Raw genomic sequence first — 24,065 nt, forward strand, 5'->3', positions numbered from 1 at the left:
GGCGAGCGAGCTTGCTCGCCACAGGTTGTCATTCGATAGTGCCATTCGTCTGCGCCGCCCAGGTGCTTACGGGTGATTATTCGCGGAACAATCCTCCGGGCTGGCATACTGGGCAACTTTTCGGGCCTGGTGCCTGATTCTGCCTGCGCCCAAGGGGATGTGCGGTGAAAAAGATCGCTGTGTTCGCCGATGTCCAGAACCTCTATTACACCGTGCGTCAGGCCTATGGTTGCCACTTCAACTACGCCGCGCTGTGGGCTGATGTCAGCAAACAGGGCGAGATCGTCGAGGCCTATGCCTACGCGATTGACCGTGGCGACAGCAAACAGCAGCAGTTCCAGCAGATCCTGCGCAACCTCGGTTTCACGGTGAAACTCAAACCTTACATCCAGCGCAGCGACGGCTCGGCCAAGGGCGACTGGGACGTGGGCATCACCCTCGATATCATGGACGCCGCCGACCACGTCGACGAAATCGTCCTGGCCTCCGGCGACGGTGATTTCGACATGCTGCTTGAACGCATCATCAGCAAACACGGGGTGCAAGCGGTGGCCTACGGCGTGCCGGGCCTGACCGCCAATTCGCTGATCCGCGCCGCCAGCCGCTACGTGCCGATCGAAGGCGCATTGCTGCTCAAGAATTGATTTTTACGGAGTTGAAACAGGTTTGGAACGCATCGCAGTCATCGACTTTGAAACCACCGGGATCTCCCCGAGCAACAGCTGCCGGGCCACGGAAATTGCCGTGGTGATCCTTGAACAGGGGCGCATTGTCGAGCGTTACCAGAGCCTGATGAACGCCGGCGTGCGCGTCCCGGCCTTCATCGAACAACTCACCGGCATCAGCAACGCCATGCTGCGCACCGCGCCCTCGGCCGAGCAGGTGATGAACGAAGTGAATGAATTCGTCGGCATCACGCCTTTGCTGGCGCACAACGCCGCGTTCGACCAAAAGTTTTGGGACTTCGAACTGGGCCGGATCAAACGCACCCGCCTGCAAAACTTTGCCTGTTCGCTACTGCTGGCCCGCCGCCTGATGCCCGCCGCGCCGAACCACAAACTCGGCACCCTCACCACCTTTGCCAACCTGCCCCACACCGGCAAGGCTCACCGGGCGATGGCCGATGCCGAGATGGCGGCGAACCTGACGGCGCATCTGGCCGAGGAATTGCGGCACAAGCACGGCTTGCGTGAGTTGTCCCATGATTTGCTGTGCAAGTTGCAGAAGGTGCCGGCGGCGAAAGTAACCGAGCACCTCCAGCGCTACCGCTAGCCTCGAAAACACCGCATAACCCCTGTGGGAGCGAGCCTGCTCGCGAAGGCTATTTAACTTCAACATCAATCTCGACTGGCATTGCGCGTTCGCGAGCTGGCTCGCTCCCACAATGGATCTTCTGCATCCTAGATCGACTTGCCATTCCCCTCGATGTGCCCTAACGGCACCCGCTTCTCGATGGCGCTGGACAACACAATCGACGTCTTGCTGAACCCGAACGTGGCAATCCGGTTGATCAACTCTTCCAGTTCCGGCATCGATCCCACCGCCGCTTGCATGATCACGCACGGATCGCCCGTCACCCGGTGGCATTCCGTTAACTGTGGGATTTTGATCAGCTCGTCGTAGGCTTTCTGGTTGCCGTGCTGGTTCAGTCGCAGTTCGATGACGCACTGGATCGGCAGGCCAAGCTTGGCCATGTCGACCTTCGCCTGATAACCGGTGATCACGCCGCTGGCTTCGAGCTTGGCCACGCGTTCGGCCACGGCCGGGGCGGACAGGTTAACCTTGCGCGCGAGGTCGGCGTAGGACGCGCGACCGTTTTCCAGCAGGGCGCTGAGCAGCATTCGGTCGTATTTATCCATCGCGGTCACTCCTGAAAATAGCCGACTTTCGAAAAAACGGTTTATAGCGCTGAACTCCGTGTTTTGAAAAGTGTATGGGCGGTTTAAACAGGTTTTGTAACTTATTTTCCGGCGCCCGCCTTTCTAGAATAGCCGTTCACTTGTCTTGCCTGCGAGTCACCCCATGCCCGGCCTACGTCGTTTCCCTTTACCGTTAATCGCTGCCTTCTTCGCGTTGTACGTGATTTGGGGCTCGACCTATCTGGTGATTCGTATTGGCGTGGAGTACTGGCCACCATTGCTGCTGGCGGGCATCCGTTTTGTGATCGCCGGGACCTTGATGTACGCCTTCCTGCGTTGGCGTGGGGCGCCGGCACCGACCTGGGCGCAGTGGAAAGCCGCCGGGATCATCGGGATTTTACTGCTGGCCTGTGGCAACGGCGCAGTCAGCGTGGCTGAACACACCGGCGTGGCGTCCGGGGTGGCGGCGCTGGCGGTGGCGACGGTGCCGTTGTTTACCTTGCTCTGCGGATATTTCTGGGGTGCACGTAATACCCGTCTCGAATGGGCGGGGATTGTGCTGGGCTTGATCGGCATCGCCATGCTCAACCTCGGCTCCAACCTGCAATCGAGCCCCCTTGGCGCGGCACTGCTGATCTTTGCGGCGGCGACCTGGGCCTTTGGCTCAGTCTGGAGCAAACACTTGCCTTTGCCTCAAGGGGCAATGGCCAGCGCCGTGGAGATGCTGGTCGGCGGCGTGGTGCTGCTGATCGCCAGCGCGGTCAGCGGTGAACACCTGGAAAAGGTGCCGCCGATCGAAGGCTGGGCCGCACTCGCGTACCTGACTGTGTTCGGTTCGATCATCGCCTTCAACGCCTACATGTACCTGTTGAAACATGTGCGCCCGGCGGCGGCCACCAGTTATGCCTACGTCAACCCGGCGGTGGCGGTGTTGCTGGGGATCGTGTTTGTCGGCGAGACGATCGGCATCGAGGAAGCGTTGGCGATGGCGGTGATCATCAGCGCCGTGGTGTTGATCGGCCTGCCGCAGTGGCGTCGTGCTCCCGCGCTGCCGACGGTGAAGGTGGTGCCGACAGAATCCCGTGTGAATTAGGGTAAACTGCGCGGCATTGCACACTTGTTTCGCATAACCGCGCTGAATTTTCCTACGGTATTCCCATGACTTTCGCCACCCTTGGCCTGATCGAACCCTTGCTGCGCTCCCTCGAGACGCTCGGCTACCAGACTCCCACGCCGGTTCAGGCGCAAGCCATTCCGGCCGTGCTGGCCGGTCGCGACTTGATGGCCGCCGCCCAGACCGGTACCGGCAAGACCGCCGGTTTCGCCCTGCCGCTGCTGCAACTGCTGGCCATGGAAGGGCCGAAAGTCACCGCCAATTCGGTACGCGCGCTGATCCTGGTGCCGACCCGCGAACTGGCCGAGCAGGTTCACGAAGCGGTGCGCCAGTACGCCGAGAACCTGCCGCTGCGCACCTACGCGGTCTATGGCGGCGTCAGCATCAACCCGCAAATGATGAAGCTGCGCAGCGGCGTCGACCTGCTGGTGGCGACCCCGGGCCGCTTGCTCGACCTGTTCCGCCAGAACGCGCTGAAGTTCAACCAACTGCAAACCCTGGTGCTGGACGAAGCCGACCGCATGCTCGACCTGGGCTTTTCCGAGGAACTGGCGAACATTTACCGCGCGCTGCCTTCGAGACGTCAGACGCTGCTGTTCTCCGCAACCTTCTCCGACGACATCCGCCTGCTGGCCGGGCAAATGCTCAATGACCCGCTGAGCATTGAAGTCAGCCCGCGCAACGTTGCGGCCAACACCGTCAAGCAATGGATTGTGACGGTGGACAAGAAGCGCAAGCCGGAACTCTTCGTGCACCTGATGCGCAAGGGCAAGTGGAAGCAAGTGCTGGTGTTCGCCAAGACCCGCAACGGCGTGGACGCGCTGGTGGAAAAACTCCAGGGGCTGGGCATCAACGCCGACGGCATCCATGGCGACAAACCCCAGGCCACCCGTCAACGCGCACTGGACCGTTTCAAGGCGAGTGACGTGCAGATCCTGGTTGCCACTGACGTGGCGGCCCGTGGCCTGGACATTGAAGACTTGCCGTTGGTGGTCAACTTCGACCTGCCGATCGTCGCCGAGGATTACATCCACCGCATCGGTCGTACCGGCCGTGCGGGCTCGACCGGCGAGGCGATTTCCCTGGTGTGCGCGGATGAAGTGAATCTGCTGTCGGCCATCGAGATGTTGACCCGTCAGACGTTGAAGCGTCAGAACGAACCGGATTTCGAACCTGAGCACCGCGTGCCGGATACGGATGCCAGCGGGCAAGTGGTCAAGAAGCCGAAGAAACCGAAGAAGCCAAAGGCCTCGGGGGGTGGCGGCAAGCGCAATCTGGGCAAGTGGGTGGACAGCGGGGAAGTTGCGCCGGCAGAACCTTCGATCAAGCCTGTGCGAAAAGTGCCGGTGTTCAATACCGGGCCGCGTAAGCGTAAGCCTTGATTACACGCGGCGTCTGATTGGCCGTCATCGCCAGCAGGCTGGCTCCCACAGTTTTTTGTGAACGACACAAATCCCCTGTGGGCGCCAGCCTGCTGGCGATGGAGGCGACTCGGTTTTCAGCCCTTGCGCTGCAACCACTCAATCGTCCCCGACGCCGCCGCACGCCCGCTGGCAAAACACGCGGTCAGCAGATAGCCGCCCGTGGGCGCTTCCCAGTCCAGCATCTCTCCCGCGCAGAAAACCCCAGGCAATTGCTTGAGCATCAATCGTTCATCCATCGACTCGAACAACACGCCGCCCGCGCTGCTGATGGCTTCATCCAGTGGACGGGTTTTCACCAGTGTCAGTGGCAACGCCTTGATGGCTTGGGCCAGCAGCGCCGGGTCGGTGAAGGTGTCGGCCGTGGTCAGTTCTCGCAACAGCGCCGCTTTCACCCCATCGATGCCCAACTGACTGTGCAAGTGCTTGGCCATGGAGCGTGAGCCCCGTGGTTTGCGCAGCGCTGCCTGGACTTTATCCACAGGCCGGCCGGGCAAGAGATCGATGTGAATCGTGGCCGAACCGCGCTGGTTGATCGCCTCGCGAATCGATGCGGACAGGGCGTAGATCAAACTGCCTTCAATTCCCGTGGCGGTGATCACGCATTCACCGAGCCGGGGCACGTCGTCGTTGAGGCCGATAGCGATGTTTTTCAGCGGGGCACCGGCGAATTTGCTGACCAACAATTCGCTCCAGGCCTGCACTTCGAAGCCACAATTGCTCGGTTGCAAGGGCGCAAGTCCTACGCCGCGTTGCTCCAGCGGCAGCATCCACGCGCCATCCGACCCCAAGCGTGACCAGCTGCCACCGCCGAGGGCGAGCAGGGTGGCATCGGCTTGAACGGTTTTTTCGCCATCAGGGCTGGCGATGCGCAAATCACCTTGGTCATTCCAGCCAAGCCAGCGGTGGCGGGTGTGGATAACGACGCCGCTGTCGCGCAATCGCTTGAGCCAGGCGCGCAACAGCGGCGCGGCCTTCATGTCGGTCGGGAAAACCCGGCCAGAGCTGCCGACGAAGGTTTCGATGCCCAGTTCATGAATCCACTGGCACAACGCGTCGGCAGCGAAGCTGCGCAACAGCGGGGCGATTTGCGGTGCGCGTTCGGCGTAGCGCGAAAGGAACGCGGGGTAGGCTTCAGAGTGGGTGATGTTCATGCCGCCGACGCCGGCCAGGAGGAATTTTCTTCCCACCGAAGGCATGCCGTCGTACAGATCGACCTTGATCCCGGCCCGGCTCAACAATTCGGCCGCCATGAGCCCGGCGGGGCCGCCGCCGATGATGGCGACTTGGTGAGGGAGGGTTGGCGAGGATTGGGTCATGGGATGCACTGCGGTCTGACGGGATAAGCCGCGCATTCTAGCAGCCCGGATCCCTGTAGGAGCGAGCCAGCTCGCGATGGCAGTCTGTCAGTTGGCGAAGATGCTGGATGTGCCGGCCTCATCGCGAGCAGGCTCGCTTCCACCGGGTTCGGTGGTGCTTTCCAGGGCTGGTCAAAAAACCAACAACAGTCTGTAGCCTATGCGTGGCGTGGGCTGTAGTCCCTTTCACTCAGGTTATCCACAGGCGGTTCCACAGGCATTGTGGGTAAAGCATCCACAGGTCAGTGACAACCTGATGACTGCCAGACGCGCTGCGCACTGTGATGAAGGATGCCGTGGCGGCGGGCCAGGGCATGACGGTCTTTGCTGTAGCCGCCGCCAATCACGCCCACCACTGGAATTTCCCGGCCGAGGCAATGGCGCATCACGCTTTCATCGCGGGCGGCGACGCCTTCGTCTGTCAGTTTCAAATAACCGAGTGCGTCGTCCTTATGCACATCGACGCCGGCGTCATAGAGCACCAGGTCTGGCTGATAGAGCGGCAGCAAGTAGTTGAGCGCATCGTCCACCACCTTCAGGTAATCGGAATCGCCCATGCCATTGGGCAATGGAATGTCCCAGTCACTTGCGGCCTTGCGCGCAGGAAAATTCTTCTCGCAATGCAGGGAAACGGTAATGGCTTCCGGGGTGTTGTGCAGAATGCGTGCAGTCCCGTCGCCCTGATGCACGTCGCAATCGAAGATCAGCACCCGATTCACACGACCGCTTTGCAGCAGGTAATGGCTGATCACCGCCAGGTCGTTGAAGATGCAGAAGCCCGCCGGGTAATCATAATGCGCGTGGTGAGTGCCGCCCGCCAGGTGGCAGGCCAGCCCATGTTCCAGCGCCTGCTCGGCCGCCAGCAACGAACCGCCGACCGCCCGCACCGTGCGCCGCGCCAGCGCTTCGCTCCAGGGCAAGCCGAGGCGCCGTTGATCTTCACGGGACAACTCACCCGTCATGTAGCGTTCGATATACGAAGGGTCATGGGCAAGGGCGAGAATCTCTGGCGGGCACAGTTGCGGGCGCAGCAGGTCGGCGTCGCGGGTCAGGCCACTGTCCACCAGGTGATCGCGCAGCAGGCGAAACTTGTCCATCGGGAAGCGGTGATCCGCCGGAAACTCGGGGCTGTAGTCTTCGTGATAAATCAGCGGCAGCGGCATGATGATTTCGGACAAGAGTGAGAGACGGATCCTACCAGCGTTGTAGACTTGCGGCATGGAAATGGGGGAGTGGCACGATGGAGCCGATACTTGAACTGGCAAGCGCGCGACTGCTGTTGCGGCAATGGCGTGATGAGGATTTGCCGGAATTTGCCGCGATGTGTGCCGATCCGCAGGTCATGCGTTATTTTCCGGCGCCGTTGAGCCGACTGGAAAGTGCTTCATTGATCGGGCGAATCCGTGGCCATTTTGCCGAACACGGTTTTGGCCTCTGGGCGCTGGAGCGCAAGGATACCGGCCAGTTCATCGGGTTTACCGGGCTTGGCGTGGTCGGTTTCGAGGCACCGTTCAGCCCGGCCATCGAGATCGGCTGGCGCCTGGCGCGGCAGCATTGGGGCCTTGGCTATGCCAGCGAAGCGGCCTGGACGGCTCTGCGCTGCGGGTTTGACCGATTGCTGCTGAACGAGGTCGTGTCCTTCACTGCCGACAGTAATCTGCCTTCGCAAAAAGTCATGCAGGCGATCGGCATGCATCACGATCCGGCCGATGACTTCGATCACCCCAAGCTCGCCGTCGATCATCCCCTGCGGCATCACGTGTTGTACCGCATCAGCCGTGAACAATGGCTGCAAACCTTGCATGGATAACCTGGCACGGACGTTTACAATGGACCCCATGTTGGCCCGGGCCATTAAATGAATTGACCGCCGCAGCCAAGACTGTGCGGTATTGCGTTGTGTGAGGAGAGTCTGAATGAGCCAAGTGTTGGAAGATCTGGTCGACCTGCTGACGCTGGAGCCGATCGAAGAAAACCTGTTCCGTGGCCGTAGCCAGGATCTGGGGTTTCGTCAGTTGTTCGGTGGTCAGGTGCTTGGTCAGTCGCTGTCGGCGGCCAGTCAGACGGTAGAAGAGGCGCGTCATGTGCATTCGATGCACGGTTATTTCCTGCGTCCGGGCGATGCCGGTTTGCCAGTGGTGTATCAGGTTGACCGGGTTCGCGATGGTGGCAGTTTCAGCACGCGCCGCGTGACGGCAATCCAGAAGGGCCACCCGATCTTCACCTGCAGCGCTTCGTTCCAGTACGACGAAGCCGGCTTCCAGCATCAGAGTGAAATGCCGCAAGTGGTCGGCCCGGAGAACCTGCCTTCGGAGCTGGAGTTGACCCAGCAACGCGCGCACTTGATCCCCGAGAAAATGCGCGAAAAGCTGCTGTGCCCGAAGCCGATCGAATTTCGCCCGGTGACCGAGAAAGATCCCTACAACCCGTTGCCCTCCGATCCGATCAAGTACGTCTGGTTTCGCGCCGACGGCGCCTTGGCCGATTCCCCGGCGCTGCACAAGTATTTGCTGGCCTATGCCTCCGACTTCGGTCTGCTGACCACCTCGATGCAGCCGCACGGCAAATCGGTCTGGCACAAGGACATGCAGGTCGCCAGCCTCGACCATGCGTTGTGGTTCCACGCCAACCTGCGCGCGGATGACTGGTTGCTCTATGCGATGGACAGTCCGTGGGCCGGCAATTCCCGTGGGTTCTCCCGTGGCAGCGTGTTCAACCGCGCCGGGCAACTGGTGGCCTCGGTCACTCAGGAAGGCCTGATCCGTCATCGCAAGGACTGGGCATGAGCCTGACCGACGTACGCCATTGGGTGTTCGACATGGACGGAACCCTGACGGTGGCCGTGCATGATTTCGCAGCGATTCGCGTGGCATTGGCGATCCCGGCAGAAGACGACATCCTGACTCACCTCGCCGCGCTGCCCGCCGATGAAGCGGCGGCCAAACATGCGTGGTTGCTGGAGCATGAGCGGGATCTGGCGCTCGGTTCGAAACCGGCGCCAGGTGCGGTGGAACTGGTGCGTGAGTTGGCCGGGCGTGGTTATCGCCTGGGTATTCTCACGCGCAATGCCCGTGAGCTGGCGCATGTCACGCTGGAGGCAATCGGCCTGGCTGACTGTTTCGCGGTGGAGGATGTGCTGGGCCGCGATGAAGCTCCGCCGAAGCCGCATCCCGGTGGGTTGTTGAAGCTTGCCAAAGCCTGGCAGGTGCCGGCCAGCGAAATGGTGATGGTCGGCGATTACCGTTTTGATCTGGATTGCGGTCGGGCGGCAGGGGCGCGAACGGTGCTGGTAAACCTGCCGGATAATCCATGGCCGGAGCTGACGGATTGGCATGTGGCGGATTGTGTGGCGTTACGGGAAATGCTTTGCGCTTGAGGCCCTCGCTCCCACAGTTGATCGCATTTCATTGTGGGAGCGAGCCTGCTCGCGAATGCGTCGGAGCTGACAACCCAGGTGACTGGTCAAACAACGCCTTCTGCCCCTCTGGCGAAGTCAACATCCCACCCCCGTTATGCCCGACGCCGGGTACTTCGATCAGCTGCTGATTCAATCCCTGCGGTTGCAAGCGCTTCAGATAATTAAAGTAAAAACGCCCACGGGCCAGTCGATTCGGACCTTGGGCCTTGGCCTCGCAGCTTTTATCCAGCGCCGGATGATTCGGGTCAGTGTCCTGCTGCCCCAGCAGATAAACGACGTCACGCTTGAGGTACTTTTCCTGCAATTGCGCAGCGGTTTGTCCGTCGGCGTAGGCGGGTAAATCTGTCAGCCCATACTTCCAGCGATTGAAGTCCGGGCAAGCGGCATGGTTGAAGGCAACCGGCCGGCGTTCATCGAAATACCCATAGGACGAAGGGTTGGCGATCACGTAGCGAAGCTTTACCCCAGCGGCCTCCAGCGCCGACTGATCGTGGCCCAGCAAGGCGTAGCGCTGCACCACCTGCGCACCGCCGGAGTGACCGGCGATCACGATTTGCTTCACGTCTGGAAACTGCTGACGATCCCCCAGTCGGGCGATGATTTCGTCCAGCGCCTCGAAGGAACTCATGCGAAACGGTGCAGTGGATTCGCCGCCAGCCATCCACTCATTGCCCTGCCAGCGCAGTACGGTGTCAGCCACGGGATGTTTTTCGACGTCGGTTTCATTGAGAAACTGCGGGGCGATCACCAGGGTCGAGTCACGTTGACCGGCCAGTTCGGCGGCGCGGTTGCCGCTCTGGAGATAGCTTTGCGCATTGCGTAACCGACCATGGACGATGATCAACACGCGCTCGATTTTTGCCGGAGCCGGGCTGATGCCCACCGCTATTTCACCTGACTTCAACAGCAGGCGCCCGGGACTGAGCTCTTTGACCCCCTGCTCGGCAGCCTGGGACGTTGCGCAAGTGAACAGCAAAACCAACAACCACTTCTTCATTTACAGATTTTTCGCCGCAAAGGTATCGCACTGGCCAACCTGGCCCTGGGCGAATCCGGTTTTGAACCAGCGCACCCGTTGCGCTGACGTGCCATGGGTAAACGAGTCCGGGACCACACGGCCCTGACCCTGTTGCTGCAAGCGATCGTCGCCGATGGCGTTTGCAGCGTTCAAGGCTTCTTCGATGTCGCCCGGTTCCAGCCAGTTCAGCCGTTGCTGCGCATTGCTGGCCCAGACCCCGGCCAGGCAGTCAGCCTGAAGTTCCTGGCGAACCAGCAAGCCACCGTCACCTTCCATCTGCCGGCCTTGCTGGCGGGCTGCCTGAATTTTCGCGGAAACGCCGAGCAAGGTCTGCACATGGTGTCCGACTTCGTGAGCGATCACGTAGGCCTGTGCGAAATCGCCAGCGGCGGAAAAGCGCTGCGACATTTCCTGGAAAAACGCCATGTCCAGATAGACTTTCTGGTCTGCCGGACAATAGAACGGACCGGTCGCGGATGTCGCCAGCCCGCAGGCCGAATTCACCCGATTGCTGAACAGCACCAGGGTCGGGTCCTTATATTGACGGCCGCCCTGCTGGAAAATCTGCCGCCAGGTGTCTTCGGTGTCGCCAAGGATCGAACGGACGAATTCGGCGCCTTCGTCATTGGCCGGCGGTGCCTTGCGCGTCTGCGTTGTGGCCGGTGCGGATGGGTCCATCTGGCCGGTCAGCTGTCCGAGGATTTGCATCGGGTCCTGGCCGGTGATCCAGCCGATCCCGACGATCAACAGGATTGCAGTCAGGCTCAGACCTTTGCCGCCGCCAAAGCGCATCCCGCCGCCACCGCCGACATCATCACCACGGGCATCGACGACGTTGTCGCTGCGTCGGCCTTTTTTCCATAGCATGTGGGAATCCTCTGTTTGTCCGTGCGATGAGTGTTGCTGCCAAGTGGGAGCGGCGCCAGTCCGGTCGTCCGGCTTTTTCCCTGCACGCCAATGTCCCGGCAATCCGTGACGGCTGCCGAGAACGATTCAGGCTTGTATTGAACGCGGATAGCAGTTCCAGATTTCGCATTCGGTGGGTTGTCTTCTAGAATCGAGCAAATTTTGCGTGGAAGCTCCCATGGCCGGCAGTCAGATCGAACGTGTTTTCAGTGTGCTCGAAAGCCTCACCAGCGACCCCCGCGGCTTGCCGATGCAGACGCTGGCGCAGCAGCTGGACATTCCAAAAAGCGCAACCCATCGCCTGCTCGCCGAGCTGATCCGGTTGGGCTATGTGCGGCAGAATCCGGAAAGTTTGCGTTACCACTTGTCGACCAAATTGGTGGCAATGGGTTTCCGTTACCTGTCGAGCAGTGGTGCGGATATCGTGCAACCGGTGCTTGACCGGTTGGCTCAGGAAACCGGAGAACTGGTGCGACTCGGGGTGATCGAGGGGGAGCGCCAGACCTGGATCGCCAAGTCCCAGGGTGCCCGCTCTGGCCTGCGTTACGACCCGGACATGGGCCGCGATGCGCCCCTGTTCTACACCGCTTCGGGGCATGCATGGCTGGCAACCATGAGCGATGCCGAGGCCTTGTCGCTGGTGGAACGCCAAGCGGCTGACCGGCCGCAGGAGCTCGGGCCGAATGCACCGCGCTCGAACATCGAACTGCTTGAACGCCTGCGTCTGGCGCGGGAGCAGGGTTACGCGTGCGTCGAAGAAAGTTCAGCCGTCGGTACTTCGGCGATTGCCGCGGTGGTGCGTCATCCGGGGGAGGGTCGGGTGATTGGCGTGCTCAGTATCGCCGGGCCGAGTGCGCGGATGCCGGGGGCGCGGTTGCATGAGCTGGCGCCGTTGCTGCTGGCGTTTACTGAAGAGTTGGCGGCGGCGAGTCTGGCGTCGGAGTGGTTCAGTTAAAGCCAATCCCCATCCCCTGCAGAAGCGAGCAGGCTCGCTTCTGCATGTTGAACAGCGTTCAACTTGTGAAGCTGTGCGCTGTTCGAACACTTTCAGCGTTAGTCTGTGTAAGATTGTGGAACCAGGTTCTAAATTAATGGAGGTCAACCTTCCAACAAGAACCATAAGAGGACCGCATCTTGAAGTCGCCCCTTCGAATCGCGTTGATCGGCGCTGGCAGCATGAAGCTCGAGAGCGGGTGGCTGCCTTCAGGGCGAGCGGCGGGGGCTGACCATGAGTGAACGAATCTTTTCCCTAGCCAGTCTGACAGTGCTGGCGTTGCCACCACCGCCAATGGTCGAGGTCGCGGCCCGGGCCGGTTACAGTCACGTCGGTTTGCGCCTCAGCTGTGCGATGTCGCCGGACCACGACCGGCAGACATGGCCGAAATGTTGCGTCAGGCGCGTAATGAGCGACGTTCGCCGGGCAACGGCGACTGCGATCTGTCGGGGTTGTTGCGCTGTTTGCCGGCTAACATTCCATTGAGTCAGGAGATTCCCACTGTGCAGTTGTTGGAACAGGGTGTGAGTGGATTGGATCGGGCGCAGATGGCGTTGGATCGGGAATTGTTGACGCGGATTTGACTTGCTTTTGTGGCGAGGGAGCTCGCTCCCGTTCGAGCGCGAAGCGGTCGCCGATGCTGTTTTGGGACTGCTGCGCAGTCCAGCGGGAGCAAGCGCTCTCGCCACATACCTTTCATTTAGAGGCCTTCATGACCGTCAGCACCCCGCTCTCCGGCGTCAACCAGCCCTTCAAGGGGATCCTGCTGATCGTTGTCGCGACGTTCCTGTTTTCCAGTCACGATGCATTTTCGAAGTACCTCTCCGGTTTCTATCCGATCGTCATGGTGGTCTGGGCGCGTTACGTGGTTCACACGTTGCTGATGGCCGGGATTTTCCTCCCGCAATCGGGGCTGCGGGTTTTACGCACGAAGCGGCCGCTGCTGCAGTTGATCCGCGCACTGTGCCTGCTGGGCACCAGTCTGTTTTTCACCACCGGGTTGATGTACATCCCGCTGGCCGAGGCCACGTCGGTGAACTTCCTCGCACCGGTCCTGGTCACCGCATTGTCGGTGCCATTGTTGGGCGAGCGGGTTACGCGGGGGCAATGGCTGGCGGTCATTTTTGGCTTTATCGGGGTGCTGATCATCGTTCACCCCGGCGGTGATTTGTTCACGCCGGCGGTGTTGTTGCCGTTCTGCTCGGCACTGTTTTTCTGCTTCTACCAATTGCTGACGCGCAAGCTCAGCAACATCGACAGCCCGACCACCAGCAACTTCTTCGCGGGGCTGTGCAACACGTTGGTGATGAGTGCGCTGGTGCCGTTCTTCTGGCAGACACCGAGCCTTGCGCATGGCGCGATGATGCTCGCGCTGGGGGCCTGCGGGATGACGGCGCACCTGTTTCTGACCCAGGCTTTCCGTCTCGCGGCGCCGGCATTGCTGGCACCGTTCAGCTATTGCCAGATCATTTTTGCCGGCCTGTTGGGATGGTTGCTGTTTTCCCACACACCGACCCTGACCACCGTGATCGGTATCGCCGTGATTTGCTGCAGTGGCCTGGCGGCGGCCTGGCAGCAAAGCCGTAAGTAGAAGGGCTGCGCAAACAACGATGGGAGCTGGCCTGCTGGCGATGGCGTCGGGTCAATGTTGAATGACCATTCGCTATCGCCAGCAGGCTGGCTCCCACAGGGATAATGCGTGGAACGTCAGTCAGTGATGGTCGGAATCTTGCGCGGTGCCATGAAGTACATCCAGATCAGCGCGATGAAGTACATCGCCGGAATCAGGGTGAACAGCACGGTGTAGTTGTTGTTGGTGACCGTCAGGATATGGCCGACCAACTGGGTCATGAACATCCCGCCAATCGCCGCACACATGCCGCCGAAACCGAACACCGTACTCATCATGTGCTTGGGCGTGTAGTCCATCACCAGGCTCCAGATGTTCGCGGTCCAGGCCTGGTGCGCACCGATGGCCAGCGAAATGGCAGCCACCGCGACCCACAGGTTGCTGGAGCCGGCTGCCATGATCACGCCAATGATGCAGCAGGCGAACAGGAACATGGACATCAGTCGCGCCTTGATCGGGTTGACGCCGCGGCCGATCAGGAACGAGGAGAGGATCCCGCCACCGACACTGCCGAAGTCGGCGGTGAGGTAGATGATGATCAGCGGAATACCCATCTGGGTCACGTTGATGCCCAGGTTGTATTGCTGATTGAGGAACGGCGGCAGCCAGTACAGGTAGAACCAGAACACCGGCGCGGTGATCGAGTAGGCGAGGGCGAAGGCCCAGGTGCCACGCATGCGCAGGATTTTCGAGAACGGTACGCGGGTTTGCTCAGGTTCGACTTCGTTCTGGATGTAGTCCAGTTCGGATTTTTTAACGCTCGGGTGATCTTCCGGGTTGAAGTATTTCAGGCCCCAGAACAGCAACCAGATCCCGCCCAGTGACGCCATGCACAGGAACGCGGCTTGCCAGCCCCATACGTGGAGGATCAAGGGCAACAGCATCGGCGTGAACATCGCACCGACGTTGGTACCGGCGTTGAAAATACCGGTGGCTACCGCACGTTCACCGGCCGGGAACCACAGGCGCGTGGTTTTCACGCAGGCCGGGTAGTTGGCGGCTTCGGTGAGGCCGAGAATAAAGCGGCAGACCATGAAGCCGACCGCCGACGTGGCCAGGCCGTGGGCGCCGGTCGCCAGGCTCCAGAGCAGCACGGCGCAGAAGAACACGCGCTTGACGCCGACCCGGTCGATCAGACGGCCTTGCAGGACGAAGCCGATGGCGTAGCCGACCTGGAACCAGAAGTTGATGTTGGCGTAGTCCATCGCCGTCCAGCTCATTTCCTTGGCGAGGATCGGCTGCATGACGCCGAGGGCGGCGCGGTCGATGTAGTTCAGGGTGGTGGCGAAAAACACCAGCGCCAGCATTCCCCAACGGGTCTTGCCGACAGCCATGGCGCCGCGGATTTTGTCGCCGATGCCACCAGTGGCAGAAGTCATGGAGGCGTGCTCCACGGGAGAACTTTGCGAAGGATTCATGTAGTCCACCGATTATTTTTATGTGGTGTTCCGGGTCTTTGGTAACCGAGCCGGATGGTTTTCAACCTGGCTCAATGTGGCGTTGATGTTGAGCAGTGAACAAAAAATCGTCAATTCGCCAACGGCCATTGTGTTCGATAATCGCACGCAAAACTAACCGGATAGTACACTTTAAATTGCCCTGAAGGATCACGCAGCCAATAATTCAATCAAAGCTAAACGCAATCCCTGTCGGCGCTGTTTTCGGCAGCTCCGAGACAGAGCCCGCGTGCGATGCCCCTAACAAGATGTCTCCACCATCAGGAGTCGAAACATGCAGCGTTCCATTGCCACCGTGTCCTTGAGCGGTACCCTGCCGGAAAAACTCGAAGCCATCGCCGCCGCCGGATTTGATGGTGTCGAGATTTTCGAAAACGACCTTCTCTACTACGACGGCAGTCCGCGGGAAATCAAGCAGATGTGCGCCGATCTCGGGATCGCCATCACCCTGTTTCAACCGTTCCGCGACTTCGAAGGCTGCCGCCGCGACCGCCTGTCGCGCAATCTGGAGCGGGCCGAGCGCAAGTTCGACCTGATGCAGGAGCTGGGAACGGACCTGGTGCTGGTGTGCAGCAACGCCTCGGCAGATTCTGTCGGTGATGAACAGATTTTAGTCGATGACTTGCGCCTGCTGGCCGAACACGCGGGCGCGCGAGGCCTGCGTATCGGTTATGAAGCGTTGGCCTGGGGCAAGCACGTCAACACCTGGCAACAGGTGTGGAACATTGTTCGTCAGGCGGATCATCCAAGCCTCGGTGTGTTGCTCGACAGCTTCCATACGCTGTCGCTCAAGGGCGACCCGAGCGCCATCGCCGAGATTCCCGGCGACAAGATTTTCTTCGTGCAAATGGCCGACGCGCCCATCCTGGCCATGGACGTGCTGGAGTGGAGCCGGCATTTCCGTTGTTTCCCCGGGCAGGGCGAGTTCGATCTGCCAGGCTTTCTCGCGCCAATCATCAAGAGCGGCTACACCGGGCCGCTGTCGCTGGAAATCTTCAATGACGGTTTCCGCGCCGCCCCGCCCCGGGCCAACGCTGCCGACGGTTTGCGCTCGTTGCTTTACCTTGAAGAGAAAACCCGCCAGCGCCTGGAACAGCAAGCCAAGCCATCGACCCACCTCGACATTCTGTTCGAGACGCCGCGGGCCAGCGAATACAACGGCATCGAGTTTCTCGAGTTTGCCGTGGACGAAAGCCTTGGCGCCAAGCTTTCCCACTGGCTGGAGCGACTGGGCTTCGTCAAGGCGGGCCAGCATCGCTCCAAGAGTGTCAGCCTGCTGCGCCAGGGCGATATCAATTTGATCCTCAATTGCGAACCGTACTCGTTCGCCCACAGCTTCTTCGAGGCGCACGGTCCGTCATTGTGCGCCACCGCCGTGCGGGTCAAGGACAGCGCCAGTGCGCTGGCTCGGGCCGTGGCTTATAAAGGCCAGCCCTATCGCGGGCTGGTGGGTCCGAACGAACTCGAGCTCGCGGCCGTGCGTGCGCCGGATGGCAGCCTGATTTACCTGGTCGACCAGCAGGTCGACGTCTATGGCACTGACTTCAATCTGTTCCCGCAGGCGCAGACCGCTGGTGGCCTCAAGCGCATCGACCACATGGCCATGGCATTGCCGGCCGACAGCCTGGACAGTTGGGTGTTGTTCTACAAGAGCATGCTGGACTTCGAAGCCGATGACGAAGTGGTGCTGCCCGATCCTTATGGCTTGGTGAAGAGCCGCGCACTGCGCAGCCGCGACAGCTCGATTCGCCTGCCGCTGAACATTTCCGAAAATCGCAACACCGCCATCTCACACGCGCTGTCGAGTTATCGCGGCTCTGGCGTGCATCACATTGCGTTTGATTGCGACGATATTTTCACTCAGGTCAGCCGCGCGAAAGAGGCCGGCGTGCCGCTGCTGGATATCCCGCTCAACTACTACGATGACCTGGCCGCACGCTTCGATTTTGACGACGAGTTCCTCAGTGAACTGGCCTATTACAACGTGCTGTACGACCGTGATGCCCAGGGTGGCGAGTTGTTTCACGTGTACACCGAGCCGTTCGAGGGACGCTTCTTCTTCGAGATCATCCAGCGCAAGAACGGCTATGCCGGTTATGGCGCGGCCAACGTGGCGGTGCGGCTGGCGGCCATGGCCAAATCCCGAAGCGGCGCCGTACGTCAGGCAAAGTTGTAGGAAAATCGTAACCACGCTGACAAACCGCTGCCGCGCGGCTTCCTTCACTGCGCGGCGCGGCTCATAATCGCCAGCCTGTGCAGTGATGGCCGTGAGCCCGCAATGACGATAACTTCAGAACTCTCCGCAGCGCCCGACGAACCGATTGCCCCGCCGCGCAAGAGTCGCAAGAACAATCCGGAAAAAACCCGCGAGAACATTCTTCAGGAAGCGATTGTGGAGTTTGTTCAGCAGGGTCTTTCAGGCGCCCGCGTCGATGCCATCGCCGAGCGCATCCACACCTCCAAACGCATGATCTATTACTACTTCGGCAGTAAGGAACAGCTCTACGTCGAGGTTCTGGAAAAGCTCTACGGCGATATCCGCAACACCGAAAGCCGATTGCACCTGGCTGAACTGGCACCGGTGCTGGCGATTCGTCGGCTGGTGGAATTCACCTTCGATCACCATGATCGCAACGTTGATTTCGTGCGTATCGTCTGTATCGAGAACATTCACAACGCCGAGTATGTGAAGCGCTCCGATGCGATCAAGGCGATGAACAACACCATCCTCGATTCACTGGGCGAGATTCTCCGTCGCGGCGCCGAGCAAGGGCTGTTCCGCACGGGGCTTGATCCCTTGGATGTGCACTTGCTGATCAGCTCGTTCTGCTTCTATCGCGTGTCGAACCGCCACACCTTTGGCGAGATCTTTCAGATCGACTTGCCGGACGAAAGCATCAAGCAGCGTCATCGCGAGATGATTAGCGAGTCGGTTTTGCGCTATTTGCAGGCCTGAGCCGTGGCGAGCACGCTCGCTCGCCACAGAACATCTCAGCCATTCATGCTTTGAAAGTGCGCCAGCATCCGCTGCGCGTCCGGCTCCACGCCGCTGAACAATTCGAACGCCTTCACTGCCTGGAACACCGCCATGGTGCCGCCATCCAGCGTCCGGCAACCCAGCGCGCGGGCGTTGCGCAGCAGTTCGGTTTCCAGCGGGAAATAAACAATTTCCGCCACCCACAGTTCAGCCCGAAGCCATTCGACCGGCACCGGCATCCCCGGGAGTTTTTTCATGCCCATCGGCGTGGTGTTCACCAGGCCGTCTGCCTCGGCCAGCGTCAGCGCCAAATCATGACCTGCCACCGCGCGCCCGCTGCCGAAATGTTGGTTGAGGTTGTCGGTCAGGCTCTGGGCGCGGCTGATGTCCACATCGAAAATGCTCAGTTGCCGTACGCCTTCACTCAATAGCGCGTGGGCCACCGCCGCACCGGCGCCACCGGCACCCATCTGCACGACGCGCTCAACCGCAACGCCTTGCAAGCCTCGGCGAAAACCTTCGGCAAAGCCCAGGCAATCGGTATTGTGGCCGATGCGTTTGCCATCTTTGAGCACCACCGTGTTTACCGCGCCAATACCCCGGGCCTCCGGCGACAATTCGTCGAGCAGCGGGATGATCGCCTGCTTGCACGGGAAGGTGATGTTCAGCCCGGTGAAGTTCATGCGCTCGGCGGCGCTCAACAGGTCGGGCAGGGCAGTGCTGTCGAGTTGCAACTGATCGAGATCGATCAGGCGATAGAGGTAGCGCAAACCCTGGGCATCGCCTTCATGCTCGTGCAAGGCCGGGGTGCGGGATGCCTGGATGCCGGCGCCGATCAGTCCGGCCAATACCGCTTGGTTCTGGCTCATGACGGTTACCCTTTCAGACGTTGGCTGAAGTGCTCAAGCGCCAGGCGATAGCCATGGCTGCCGAAGCCCGCCATCACCGCAGTGGCAATGGCTGAGACAAAGGAATGGTGACGGAAAGCTTCACGGGCGTGGACGTTGGACAGGTGAACTTCAATCACCGGCAACTCGCTGGCGACCAACGCATCGCGGATGGCTACCGAAGTGTGAGTCCAGGCGGCCGGGTTGATCACGATTCCGGCACAGCGGCCTCGAGCGGCGTGAATCCAGTCGAGCAGTTCGCCTTCGTGGTTGGTCTGGCGAAACTCCACCGCCAGACTGAACTCTTCGGCGGCACGGCCGCACAGCGCAGAAATATCAGCGAGGGTTTCATGGCCATAGGTGGCCGGTTCGCGAGTGCCAAGCAGGTTCAGATTCGGGCCGTTGAGCACCAGAATGATGGGGGACATCGATGTTTCTCCACTTATTATTTTTGGCATTGGCCGTAGGTTTCGGCTTGTGGAGATAAATTGTACTAGCTGGTTAATTTGGTCAATTGACGCGCCGGCTTGTAGTCGATTTGTGTGCGGTGATCGGACAAAAAAGGTCGCAGCCTGCAGCCGCTCCTGCATTTGAAACCCTGGGTGGGGTTGCCGCAGGCTGCGATCATTCAACGAGGCAAATGCTCAACCAGAAAATCAATGAATGCCCGCAATCGCAGAGGCATATGCCGACTTTGCGGATACAACAAAGTAAACGGACGCGAACGCCCGCCATAAGGTTTGAGCACTTCCACCAGCGAGCCATCGGCCAGTTCTTTTTCGACGATGAAACGATAGGTCTGGAACAGGCCGGCGCCATGTTTTGCCAGGGTCACGCCGCCCAAAACGTCATCGGAACAAACGTAATTGCCTTCGGCCAGTATTTCCCGCTGCACGCCATCGTCATTGAACAACCAGGCAATGCGTCGGCCGCTGCTGGGCAGTTCGTACTGAATGCAGTCGTGTTGCTGCAAATCGTCGAGGGTCTGCGGTGTACCGGCGTGCTTGAGGTACTCGGGGCTGGCAATCATGACCAGCGCGGCGTCCTCCAGCGGTCGGGCGATCAAGCCGGAATCCGGAATCGCCCGCACGCGAATCGCCAGGTCGTAACCCTCGCCGACGAAATCGATGTTGCGATTGCTGATATGCGACTCGACCTTCACCGCCGGAAAACGCGCACGAAAGGCCGGCATCAACGGCAGGATCCGGTGGTGGGCGTAGGTGGTCGGGATGCTGACACGCAGCGTGCCGGACGGCACTTGCTGTTGGCCCATGACCTCGCGCTGGGCCTCCACCAACTGGGCCAAAGCCTGGCGGCATTCTTCGTAGTAGCGCCGACCGCTGTCGGTCAGCTTGACGCTGCGGGTTGTGCGCGCGAACAACCGCACGCCCAGACGCTCCTCCATGCGCGATACCGAACGGCTCACCGCCGCCGGCGTGACGCCCGCCACCAATGCCGCCGCCGTGAAACTACCGGCCTCGGCGGCCAGGCAAAACAGCTCGATGCTGCCCAGTTGAAGATCGTCGAATTGTCGTTGCATGATTGATTACACCGAGGATCAAATGAAGTGTTCGGTTCAGTATTTCTCAAATGGCCTCGCACAGATACAGTGGATTCACCCTCTGTAGCTTTTCTCAACCAGTGAGCAGGAGACGCAGCATGCCTTTCGTCAGCGTACGCATTACCCGTGACGGCGTTACCCGGGAGCAGAAAGCCCAAGTCATCGCCGAAATCACTGAGACTCTGCAACGTGTGCTCGGCAAGCCGCCGGAGCTGACCCATATTGTGATCGAGGAAATCGACACCGATAACTGGGGATACAAAGGCATTACCACGACTGAGTTTCGAAAAAATCAGCCTGGGTGACGGGCGTCAAAACACAAAAACCGTCATTGAGACGGTTTTTGTGTTTGGCATTTGCGATCAACGCCGGGTCAACAACACCCCGGATTCCATGTGATGAGTCCACGGGAACTGGTCGAACATCGCGCATTGGGTAATGCGGTGGGTGTCGTGCAGTTGGGCGATGTTGGCCGCCAGGGTTTCCGGGTTGCAGGAGATGTAGAGGATGTTGTCGAAGCGCCGGGTCAGCTCGCAGGTGTCCGGGTCCATGCCGGCGCGAGGCGGGTCGACGAAGACGCTGCCGAATTCGTAGCTCTTGAGGTCGATGCCCTGCAGGCGACGGAACGGCCGCACTTCGTTCAGCGCTTCGGTCAGTTCTTCGGCGGATAAACGCACCAGCGTGACGTTATCCACAGCGTTTTCGCTGAGGTTGCTCAGCGCCGCATTGACCGAGGTCTTGCTGATTTCGGTGGCCAGCACTTTGCGCACCCGGGTGGCGAGCGGCAGGGTGAAGTTGCCGTTGCCGCAATACAGCTCCAGTAAATCGTCCGGGCGATCGCCCAGGGCCTCGTAGGCCCAGTTGAGCATCTTCTGGTTCACGGTGCCGTTCGGCTGGGTGAACGCGCCTTCTGGCTGGCGATAGCTGAAGGTGCGGCCGCCGACCTCCAGCTGCTCGACCACGTAATCGTGACCGATGACTTCGCGCTTGCCCTTGGAGCGGCCGATGATGCTGACGTTCAGGTCGGCTGCCAGTTTCGACGCCGCTGCGTGCCAGTGCTCGTCCAGCGGACGGTGGTAGCACAGGGTAATCATCGCGTCGCCGGCCAGGGTGGTCAGGAACTCCACCTGGAACAGCTTGTGGCTGAGCGGTGCGCTGGCTTGCCAGGCGGCCTTGAGTTGCGGCATCAACTGGTTGATGCGCAGGCTGGCGATCGGGAACGCTTCAATCAGAATCGGCGTGCGTTTGTCTTCCTGGGAAAACATCGCGTAGTGCCGCTCGCCGGCTTCGCGCCACAGGCGGAATTCGGCGCGCAGGCGGAAGTTCTGCAGCGGCGAATCGAAAACGGCGGGTTCGGGTGCATCGAACGGGGCCAGCAGGTCACGCAAACGCGTGACCTTGTCTTCGAGCTGAACGGCGTAGGCCTGGGAATCAAAAGTCATGCGTTAAACCAACCCAGCTTGATCACGAACAGAATCGACAGGATCACCAGCGCCGGGTTCAGCTCACGGCCACGACCGGACATCAGCTTGATGGCGGTCCAGGCAATGAAGCCGAAGGCAATGCCATTGGCGATGGAATAAGTGAACGGCATCGCCAGTGCGGTGATTACCACAGGCGCGGCGACGGTAATGTCGTCCCAGTCTATTTCGGCCAGGCCGGAAGTCATCAGCACGGCGACGAACAGCAGCGCCGGCGCGGTGGCGAATGCCGGAACGCTGGAGGCCAGTGGCGAGAAGAACAGCGCCAGCAGGAACAGGAATGCAACGACAACGGCGGTCAGGCCGGTGCGGCCACCGGCACTCACGCCGGCGGCGGATTCGATGTAGCTGGTGGTGGTCGAGGTGCCCAGCAGGGAACCGGCCATCGCCGCAGTACTGTCGGCGATCAGCGCACGGCCCATTTTCGGCATGTGGCCGTCCTTGCCCATCAGTCCGGCGCGCTTGGCGACGCCGATCAGGGTGCCGGAGTTGTCGAACAGGTCAACGAACAGGAAGGCGAAGATCACGCTGACCAGACCGATATCCAGCGCACCCTTGATGTCCAGTTGCAGGAAGGTCGGGGCCAGCGAAGGTGGCATCGACATCACACCGCCGAACGGGGTGAAGCCCAGGGCGATGGAGGCGATGGTCACCACCAGAATGCCGATCAGCACCGCGCCGCGCACCGCGAGGGCCTCAAGGGCGACGATCAGGGCGAAGCCAAGGGTGGCGAGGATCGGCGCCGGTTGTTTCAGATCGCCGAGGCCAACCATGGTCGCCGGGTTACTGACGACGATGCCGGCGTTGTGCAGGGCGATCAACGCCAGGAACAGGCCGATACCGGCGGCAATCGCCGAGCGCAGCGGCAGCGGGATGCTGTTGATGATCCATTCACGGATGCGGAAGATCGACAGCAGGAAGAAACACACGGCCGAGATGAACACCGCGCCCAGCGCCACTTGCCAAGTGTGGCCCATGTGCAGGACCACGGTGTAGGTGAAGAAGGCGTTCAGGCCCATGCCCGGTGCGAGGGCGATCGGGTAGTTGGCGATCAGGCCCATGACCGTCGAGCCGATGGCGGCTGCCAGGCAGGTGGCGACGAACACCGCGCCCTTGTCCATGCCGGTCTCGCCGAGGATGCTCGGGTTGACGAACAGAATGTAGGCCATGGCCAAAAAGGTCGTGACGCCCGCCAGAATCTCGGTGCGTACGTTGGTGTTGTGTGCCTTGAGTTGAAACAGCCTTTCCAGCATGTCTGCTCCCCGTGGCGCGCCCGGCGCCGTGAATGTATCGACCTCAACAGCAAAGCACAGACCGCTGCAGGCGCCTGGGATTTTTCTGTGGGTCGGAAAAAGCCGCGCATCATACCAGCCGCACAGGGTTATGGCTGCTTATGGCGGTGATCGTCGTCGATGTTTTGCGTTTAACGTAAACCCGCCATACTGCGCACTGGTTTTTTTGGGGGGGTAATTGGATGAAAAAGCGTCTGTCGATCTTGTCCAGTGGCTTGATGGCATTGCTGCTGGCGGCACAAGGCGCTTCGGCGGCTTCGGCACCGCCGTTGACCCAGGTAAAAGTGCTCAAGGTCGAATCGCCTGAATGTGGTTTTGAAAACATTGATGAAGGGCAGACGCAGACGCGCTGCAATCACAATGGCCCGAATATCCGGATCTACGTGCTGGAAGTGGGCTACGGCCGCAGCCAGCCCCATGCGACGCTGGATGGTTTCGAGGTGAATGGCACCCGTACGCCCGTCTGCGCATACGAAAACGGCAACCTGACGGATTGCTCGCAGCGAACAAAAATCGTCGGCAACGTCTACATTTTCAGCCTGGCGGGCAAGCAGGAGGGCACGTTCACCTACAGCAATACCTCGATCAACGCGCCGCGCAACACGATGTCGACGCAGCTTTACATCAAGTAACGACCAGGCACGAACAAGGGTAAGGAAAGCTGACTACGCTTTAAGTACCCTCCTGTGGAT

The 24,065-nt window shown here is 60.4% G+C and carries 24 protein-coding genes and 1 pseudogene; 14 read left to right on the forward strand and 11 right to left on the reverse strand.

The window, feature by feature from the left end; translation table 11 throughout:
- Positions 1-164 precede the first annotated feature (164 nt).
- Together BVK86_RS21435 and BVK86_RS21440 are read left to right on the forward strand one after the other, a co-directional pair.
- Positions 165-644 carry a LabA-like NYN domain-containing protein gene (locus BVK86_RS21435; RefSeq protein ID WP_008022614.1) on the forward strand — a complete coding sequence of 160 codons (480 nt, stop codon included), beginning with the start codon at positions 165-167 and terminating at the stop codon, positions 642-644.
- Positions 645-666: 22 nt separating this feature from the next.
- A complete protein-coding gene (locus BVK86_RS21440; RefSeq protein ID WP_075948324.1) occupies positions 667-1,272 on the forward strand; it encodes a 3'-5' exonuclease in 606 nt (201 codons plus the stop codon).
- Positions 1,273-1,400: 128 nt separating this feature from the next.
- Here the strand turns inward: BVK86_RS21440 and BVK86_RS21445 are convergent, their stop codons facing one another.
- Positions 1,401-1,859: an Lrp/AsnC family transcriptional regulator gene (locus tag BVK86_RS21445; protein ID WP_075948326.1), complete on the reverse strand. Its 459-nt coding sequence runs from the start codon at positions 1,857-1,859 to the stop codon at positions 1,401-1,403.
- 163 nt (positions 1,860-2,022) lie between these two features.
- Between BVK86_RS21445 and yedA the strand changes: the two genes are divergently transcribed.
- Both yedA and rhlE1 read left to right on the forward strand, forming a co-directional pair.
- A complete protein-coding gene (gene yedA / locus BVK86_RS21450) occupies positions 2,023-2,952 on the forward strand; it encodes a drug/metabolite exporter YedA (protein ID WP_075948327.1) in 930 nt (309 codons plus the stop codon).
- A gap of 65 nt (positions 2,953-3,017) precedes the next feature.
- Positions 3,018-4,355, forward strand: coding sequence for an RNA helicase RhlE1 (gene rhlE1 / locus BVK86_RS21455; RefSeq protein WP_075948328.1), 1,338 nt, complete (start codon positions 3,018-3,020; stop codon positions 4,353-4,355).
- 116 nt (positions 4,356-4,471) lie between these two features.
- Here the strand turns inward: rhlE1 and BVK86_RS21460 are convergent, their stop codons facing one another.
- Both BVK86_RS21460 and BVK86_RS21465 read right to left on the reverse strand, forming a co-directional pair.
- Entirely contained in the window at positions 4,472-5,713 is a 1,242-nt protein-coding gene (locus BVK86_RS21460; RefSeq protein WP_175581351.1) for a TIGR03862 family flavoprotein, read from the reverse strand.
- 281 nt (positions 5,714-5,994) lie between these two features.
- A complete protein-coding gene (locus tag BVK86_RS21465; RefSeq protein WP_075948425.1) occupies positions 5,995-6,915 on the reverse strand; it encodes a histone deacetylase family protein in 921 nt (306 codons plus the stop codon).
- A 77-nt stretch (positions 6,916-6,992) separates the two neighbouring features.
- Here BVK86_RS21465 and BVK86_RS21470 point away from each other — a divergent pair, with 77 nt between their 5' ends.
- From BVK86_RS21470 to BVK86_RS21480, 3 genes are all read left to right on the forward strand, one after another.
- The gene (locus tag BVK86_RS21470) at positions 6,993-7,562 is read left to right on the forward strand and encodes a GNAT family N-acetyltransferase (protein WP_075948331.1); all 570 of its coding nucleotides are present in this window, start codon (positions 6,993-6,995) and stop codon (positions 7,560-7,562) included.
- A gap of 106 nt (positions 7,563-7,668) precedes the next feature.
- Entirely contained in the window at positions 7,669-8,538 is an 870-nt protein-coding gene (tesB, locus tag BVK86_RS21475; RefSeq protein WP_075948332.1) for an acyl-CoA thioesterase II, read from the forward strand.
- Entirely contained in the window at positions 8,535-9,128 is a 594-nt protein-coding gene (locus tag BVK86_RS21480) for an HAD family hydrolase (protein WP_075948333.1), read from the forward strand. The genes tesB and BVK86_RS21480 overlap by 4 nt, the downstream gene beginning before the upstream one ends.
- Positions 9,129-9,156: 28 nt before the next feature.
- Here the strand turns inward: BVK86_RS21480 and BVK86_RS21485 are convergent, their stop codons facing one another.
- Together BVK86_RS21485 and ypfJ are read right to left on the reverse strand one after the other, a co-directional pair.
- Complete coding sequence (locus BVK86_RS21485; RefSeq protein ID WP_075948335.1) at positions 9,157-10,167, reverse strand: alpha/beta fold hydrolase; 1,011 nt, start codon at positions 10,165-10,167, stop codon at positions 9,157-9,159.
- The gene (gene ypfJ, locus BVK86_RS21490; protein ID WP_075948336.1) at positions 10,168-11,055 is read right to left on the reverse strand and encodes a KPN_02809 family neutral zinc metallopeptidase; all 888 of its coding nucleotides are present in this window, start codon (positions 11,053-11,055) and stop codon (positions 10,168-10,170) included.
- 217 nt (positions 11,056-11,272) lie between these two features.
- Here ypfJ and BVK86_RS21495 point away from each other — a divergent pair, with 217 nt between their 5' ends.
- From BVK86_RS21495 to BVK86_RS21505, 3 genes and pseudogenes are all read left to right on the forward strand, one after another.
- Positions 11,273-12,049, forward strand: coding sequence for an IclR family transcriptional regulator (locus BVK86_RS21495; RefSeq protein WP_075948338.1), 777 nt, complete (start codon positions 11,273-11,275; stop codon positions 12,047-12,049).
- Between the two features lie 350 nt (positions 12,050-12,399).
- Positions 12,400-12,672, forward strand: a pseudogene (locus tag BVK86_RS21500) (sugar phosphate isomerase/epimerase); the annotation flags it as partial.
- Positions 12,673-12,800: 128 nt separating this feature from the next.
- Positions 12,801-13,679 carry a DMT family transporter gene (locus BVK86_RS21505; protein ID WP_075948340.1) on the forward strand — a complete coding sequence of 293 codons (879 nt, stop codon included), beginning with the start codon at positions 12,801-12,803 and terminating at the stop codon, positions 13,677-13,679.
- Positions 13,680-13,795: 116 nt separating this feature from the next.
- On the opposite strand, the gene BVK86_RS21510 is transcribed toward BVK86_RS21505, so the two are convergent.
- The gene (locus BVK86_RS21510) at positions 13,796-15,097 is read right to left on the reverse strand and encodes an MFS transporter (protein WP_231977849.1); all 1,302 of its coding nucleotides are present in this window, start codon (positions 15,095-15,097) and stop codon (positions 13,796-13,798) included.
- Positions 15,098-15,449: 352 nt separating this feature from the next.
- Here BVK86_RS21510 and quiC point away from each other — a divergent pair, with 352 nt between their 5' ends.
- Together quiC and BVK86_RS21520 are read left to right on the forward strand one after the other, a co-directional pair.
- Positions 15,450-17,351 carry a 3-dehydroshikimate dehydratase QuiC gene (gene quiC, locus BVK86_RS21515; RefSeq protein ID WP_075948344.1) on the forward strand — a complete coding sequence of 634 codons (1,902 nt, stop codon included), beginning with the start codon at positions 15,450-15,452 and terminating at the stop codon, positions 17,349-17,351.
- Positions 17,352-17,453: 102 nt separating this feature from the next.
- Entirely contained in the window at positions 17,454-18,131 is a 678-nt protein-coding gene (locus tag BVK86_RS21520) for a TetR/AcrR family transcriptional regulator (protein ID WP_075948346.1), read from the forward strand.
- A gap of 35 nt (positions 18,132-18,166) precedes the next feature.
- On the opposite strand, the gene BVK86_RS21525 is transcribed toward BVK86_RS21520, so the two are convergent.
- From BVK86_RS21525 to BVK86_RS21535, 3 genes are all read right to left on the reverse strand, one after another.
- A complete protein-coding gene (locus BVK86_RS21525) occupies positions 18,167-19,021 on the reverse strand; it encodes a shikimate dehydrogenase (protein WP_075948347.1) in 855 nt (284 codons plus the stop codon).
- Between the two features lie 5 nt (positions 19,022-19,026).
- On the reverse strand, positions 19,027-19,467 hold the full coding sequence (gene aroQ, locus BVK86_RS21530; protein WP_075948348.1) for a type II 3-dehydroquinate dehydratase: 441 nt from the start codon (positions 19,465-19,467) through the stop codon (positions 19,027-19,029).
- Between the two features lie 200 nt (positions 19,468-19,667).
- Entirely contained in the window at positions 19,668-20,579 is a 912-nt protein-coding gene (locus tag BVK86_RS21535) for a LysR family transcriptional regulator (RefSeq protein ID WP_075948350.1), read from the reverse strand.
- A 119-nt stretch (positions 20,580-20,698) separates the two neighbouring features.
- On the opposite strand from BVK86_RS21535, the gene BVK86_RS21540 reads away from it, so the two are divergent.
- The gene (locus BVK86_RS21540; RefSeq protein ID WP_034148192.1) at positions 20,699-20,905 is read left to right on the forward strand and encodes a tautomerase family protein; all 207 of its coding nucleotides are present in this window, start codon (positions 20,699-20,701) and stop codon (positions 20,903-20,905) included.
- Positions 20,906-20,962: 57 nt separating this feature from the next.
- Here BVK86_RS21540 and trmA read toward each other — a convergent pair whose 3' ends face one another.
- Entirely contained in the window at positions 20,963-22,042 is a 1,080-nt protein-coding gene (gene trmA, locus BVK86_RS21545; protein ID WP_075948351.1) for a tRNA (uridine(54)-C5)-methyltransferase TrmA, read from the reverse strand.
- Positions 22,039-23,334 (reverse strand): NCS2 family permease, encoded by a 1,296-nt coding sequence (locus BVK86_RS21550; protein WP_075948352.1) that lies wholly within the window; start codon positions 23,332-23,334, stop codon positions 22,039-22,041. Before BVK86_RS21550 ends, trmA begins: the two co-directional genes overlap by 4 nt.
- A 221-nt stretch (positions 23,335-23,555) precedes the next feature.
- On the opposite strand from BVK86_RS21550, the gene BVK86_RS21555 reads away from it, so the two are divergent.
- Positions 23,556-24,005, forward strand: a complete 450-nt coding sequence (locus BVK86_RS21555) for a DUF4879 domain-containing protein (RefSeq protein ID WP_075948353.1) — start codon at positions 23,556-23,558, stop codon at positions 24,003-24,005.
- The last annotated feature ends 60 nt before the right edge of the window (positions 24,006-24,065 follow it).

It is taken from the genome of Pseudomonas reinekei (assembly GCF_001945365.1).
In the GTDB taxonomy this organism is placed as follows: Bacteria; Pseudomonadota; Gammaproteobacteria; order Pseudomonadales; family Pseudomonadaceae; genus Aquipseudomonas; species Aquipseudomonas reinekei.

Coding starts and splice junctions, on each gene's coding strand:
- BVK86_RS21445 (WP_075948326.1), bottom strand. CDS start 1,859: ATGGATAAATACGACCGAATGCTGCTCAGCGCCCTGCTGGAAAACGGT.
- yedA (WP_075948327.1), top strand. CDS start 2,023: ATGCCCGGCCTACGTCGTTTCCCTTTACCGTTAATCGCTGCCTTCTTC.
- rhlE1 (WP_075948328.1), top strand. CDS start 3,018: ATGACTTTCGCCACCCTTGGCCTGATCGAACCCTTGCTGCGCTCCCTC.
- BVK86_RS21460 (WP_175581351.1), bottom strand. CDS start 5,713: ATGACCCAATCCTCGCCAACCCTCCCTCACCAAGTCGCCATCATCGGC.
- BVK86_RS21465 (WP_075948425.1), bottom strand. CDS start 6,915: ATGCCGCTGCCGCTGATTTATCACGAAGACTACAGCCCCGAGTTTCCG.
- BVK86_RS21470 (WP_075948331.1), top strand. CDS start 6,993: ATGGAGCCGATACTTGAACTGGCAAGCGCGCGACTGCTGTTGCGGCAA.
- tesB (WP_075948332.1), top strand. CDS start 7,669: ATGAGCCAAGTGTTGGAAGATCTGGTCGACCTGCTGACGCTGGAGCCG.
- BVK86_RS21480 (WP_075948333.1), top strand. CDS start 8,535: ATGAGCCTGACCGACGTACGCCATTGGGTGTTCGACATGGACGGAACC.
- BVK86_RS21485 (WP_075948335.1), bottom strand. CDS start 10,167: ATGAAGAAGTGGTTGTTGGTTTTGCTGTTCACTTGCGCAACGTCCCAG.
- ypfJ (WP_075948336.1), bottom strand. CDS start 11,055: ATGCTATGGAAAAAAGGCCGACGCAGCGACAACGTCGTCGATGCCCGT.
- BVK86_RS21495 (WP_075948338.1), top strand. CDS start 11,273: ATGGCCGGCAGTCAGATCGAACGTGTTTTCAGTGTGCTCGAAAGCCTC.
- BVK86_RS21505 (WP_075948340.1), top strand. CDS start 12,801: ATGACCGTCAGCACCCCGCTCTCCGGCGTCAACCAGCCCTTCAAGGGG.
- BVK86_RS21510 (WP_231977849.1), bottom strand. CDS start 15,097: ATGACTTCTGCCACTGGTGGCATCGGCGACAAAATCCGCGGCGCCATG.
- quiC (WP_075948344.1), top strand. CDS start 15,450: ATGCAGCGTTCCATTGCCACCGTGTCCTTGAGCGGTACCCTGCCGGAA.
- BVK86_RS21520 (WP_075948346.1), top strand. CDS start 17,454: ATGACGATAACTTCAGAACTCTCCGCAGCGCCCGACGAACCGATTGCC.
- BVK86_RS21525 (WP_075948347.1), bottom strand. CDS start 19,021: ATGAGCCAGAACCAAGCGGTATTGGCCGGACTGATCGGCGCCGGCATC.
- aroQ (WP_075948348.1), bottom strand. CDS start 19,467: ATGTCCCCCATCATTCTGGTGCTCAACGGCCCGAATCTGAACCTGCTT.
- BVK86_RS21535 (WP_075948350.1), bottom strand. CDS start 20,579: ATGCAACGACAATTCGACGATCTTCAACTGGGCAGCATCGAGCTGTTT.
- BVK86_RS21540 (WP_034148192.1), top strand. CDS start 20,699: ATGCCTTTCGTCAGCGTACGCATTACCCGTGACGGCGTTACCCGGGAG.
- trmA (WP_075948351.1), bottom strand. CDS start 22,042: ATGACTTTTGATTCCCAGGCCTACGCCGTTCAGCTCGAAGACAAGGTC.
- BVK86_RS21550 (WP_075948352.1), bottom strand. CDS start 23,334: ATGCTGGAAAGGCTGTTTCAACTCAAGGCACACAACACCAACGTACGC.
- BVK86_RS21555 (WP_075948353.1), top strand. CDS start 23,556: ATGAAAAAGCGTCTGTCGATCTTGTCCAGTGGCTTGATGGCATTGCTG.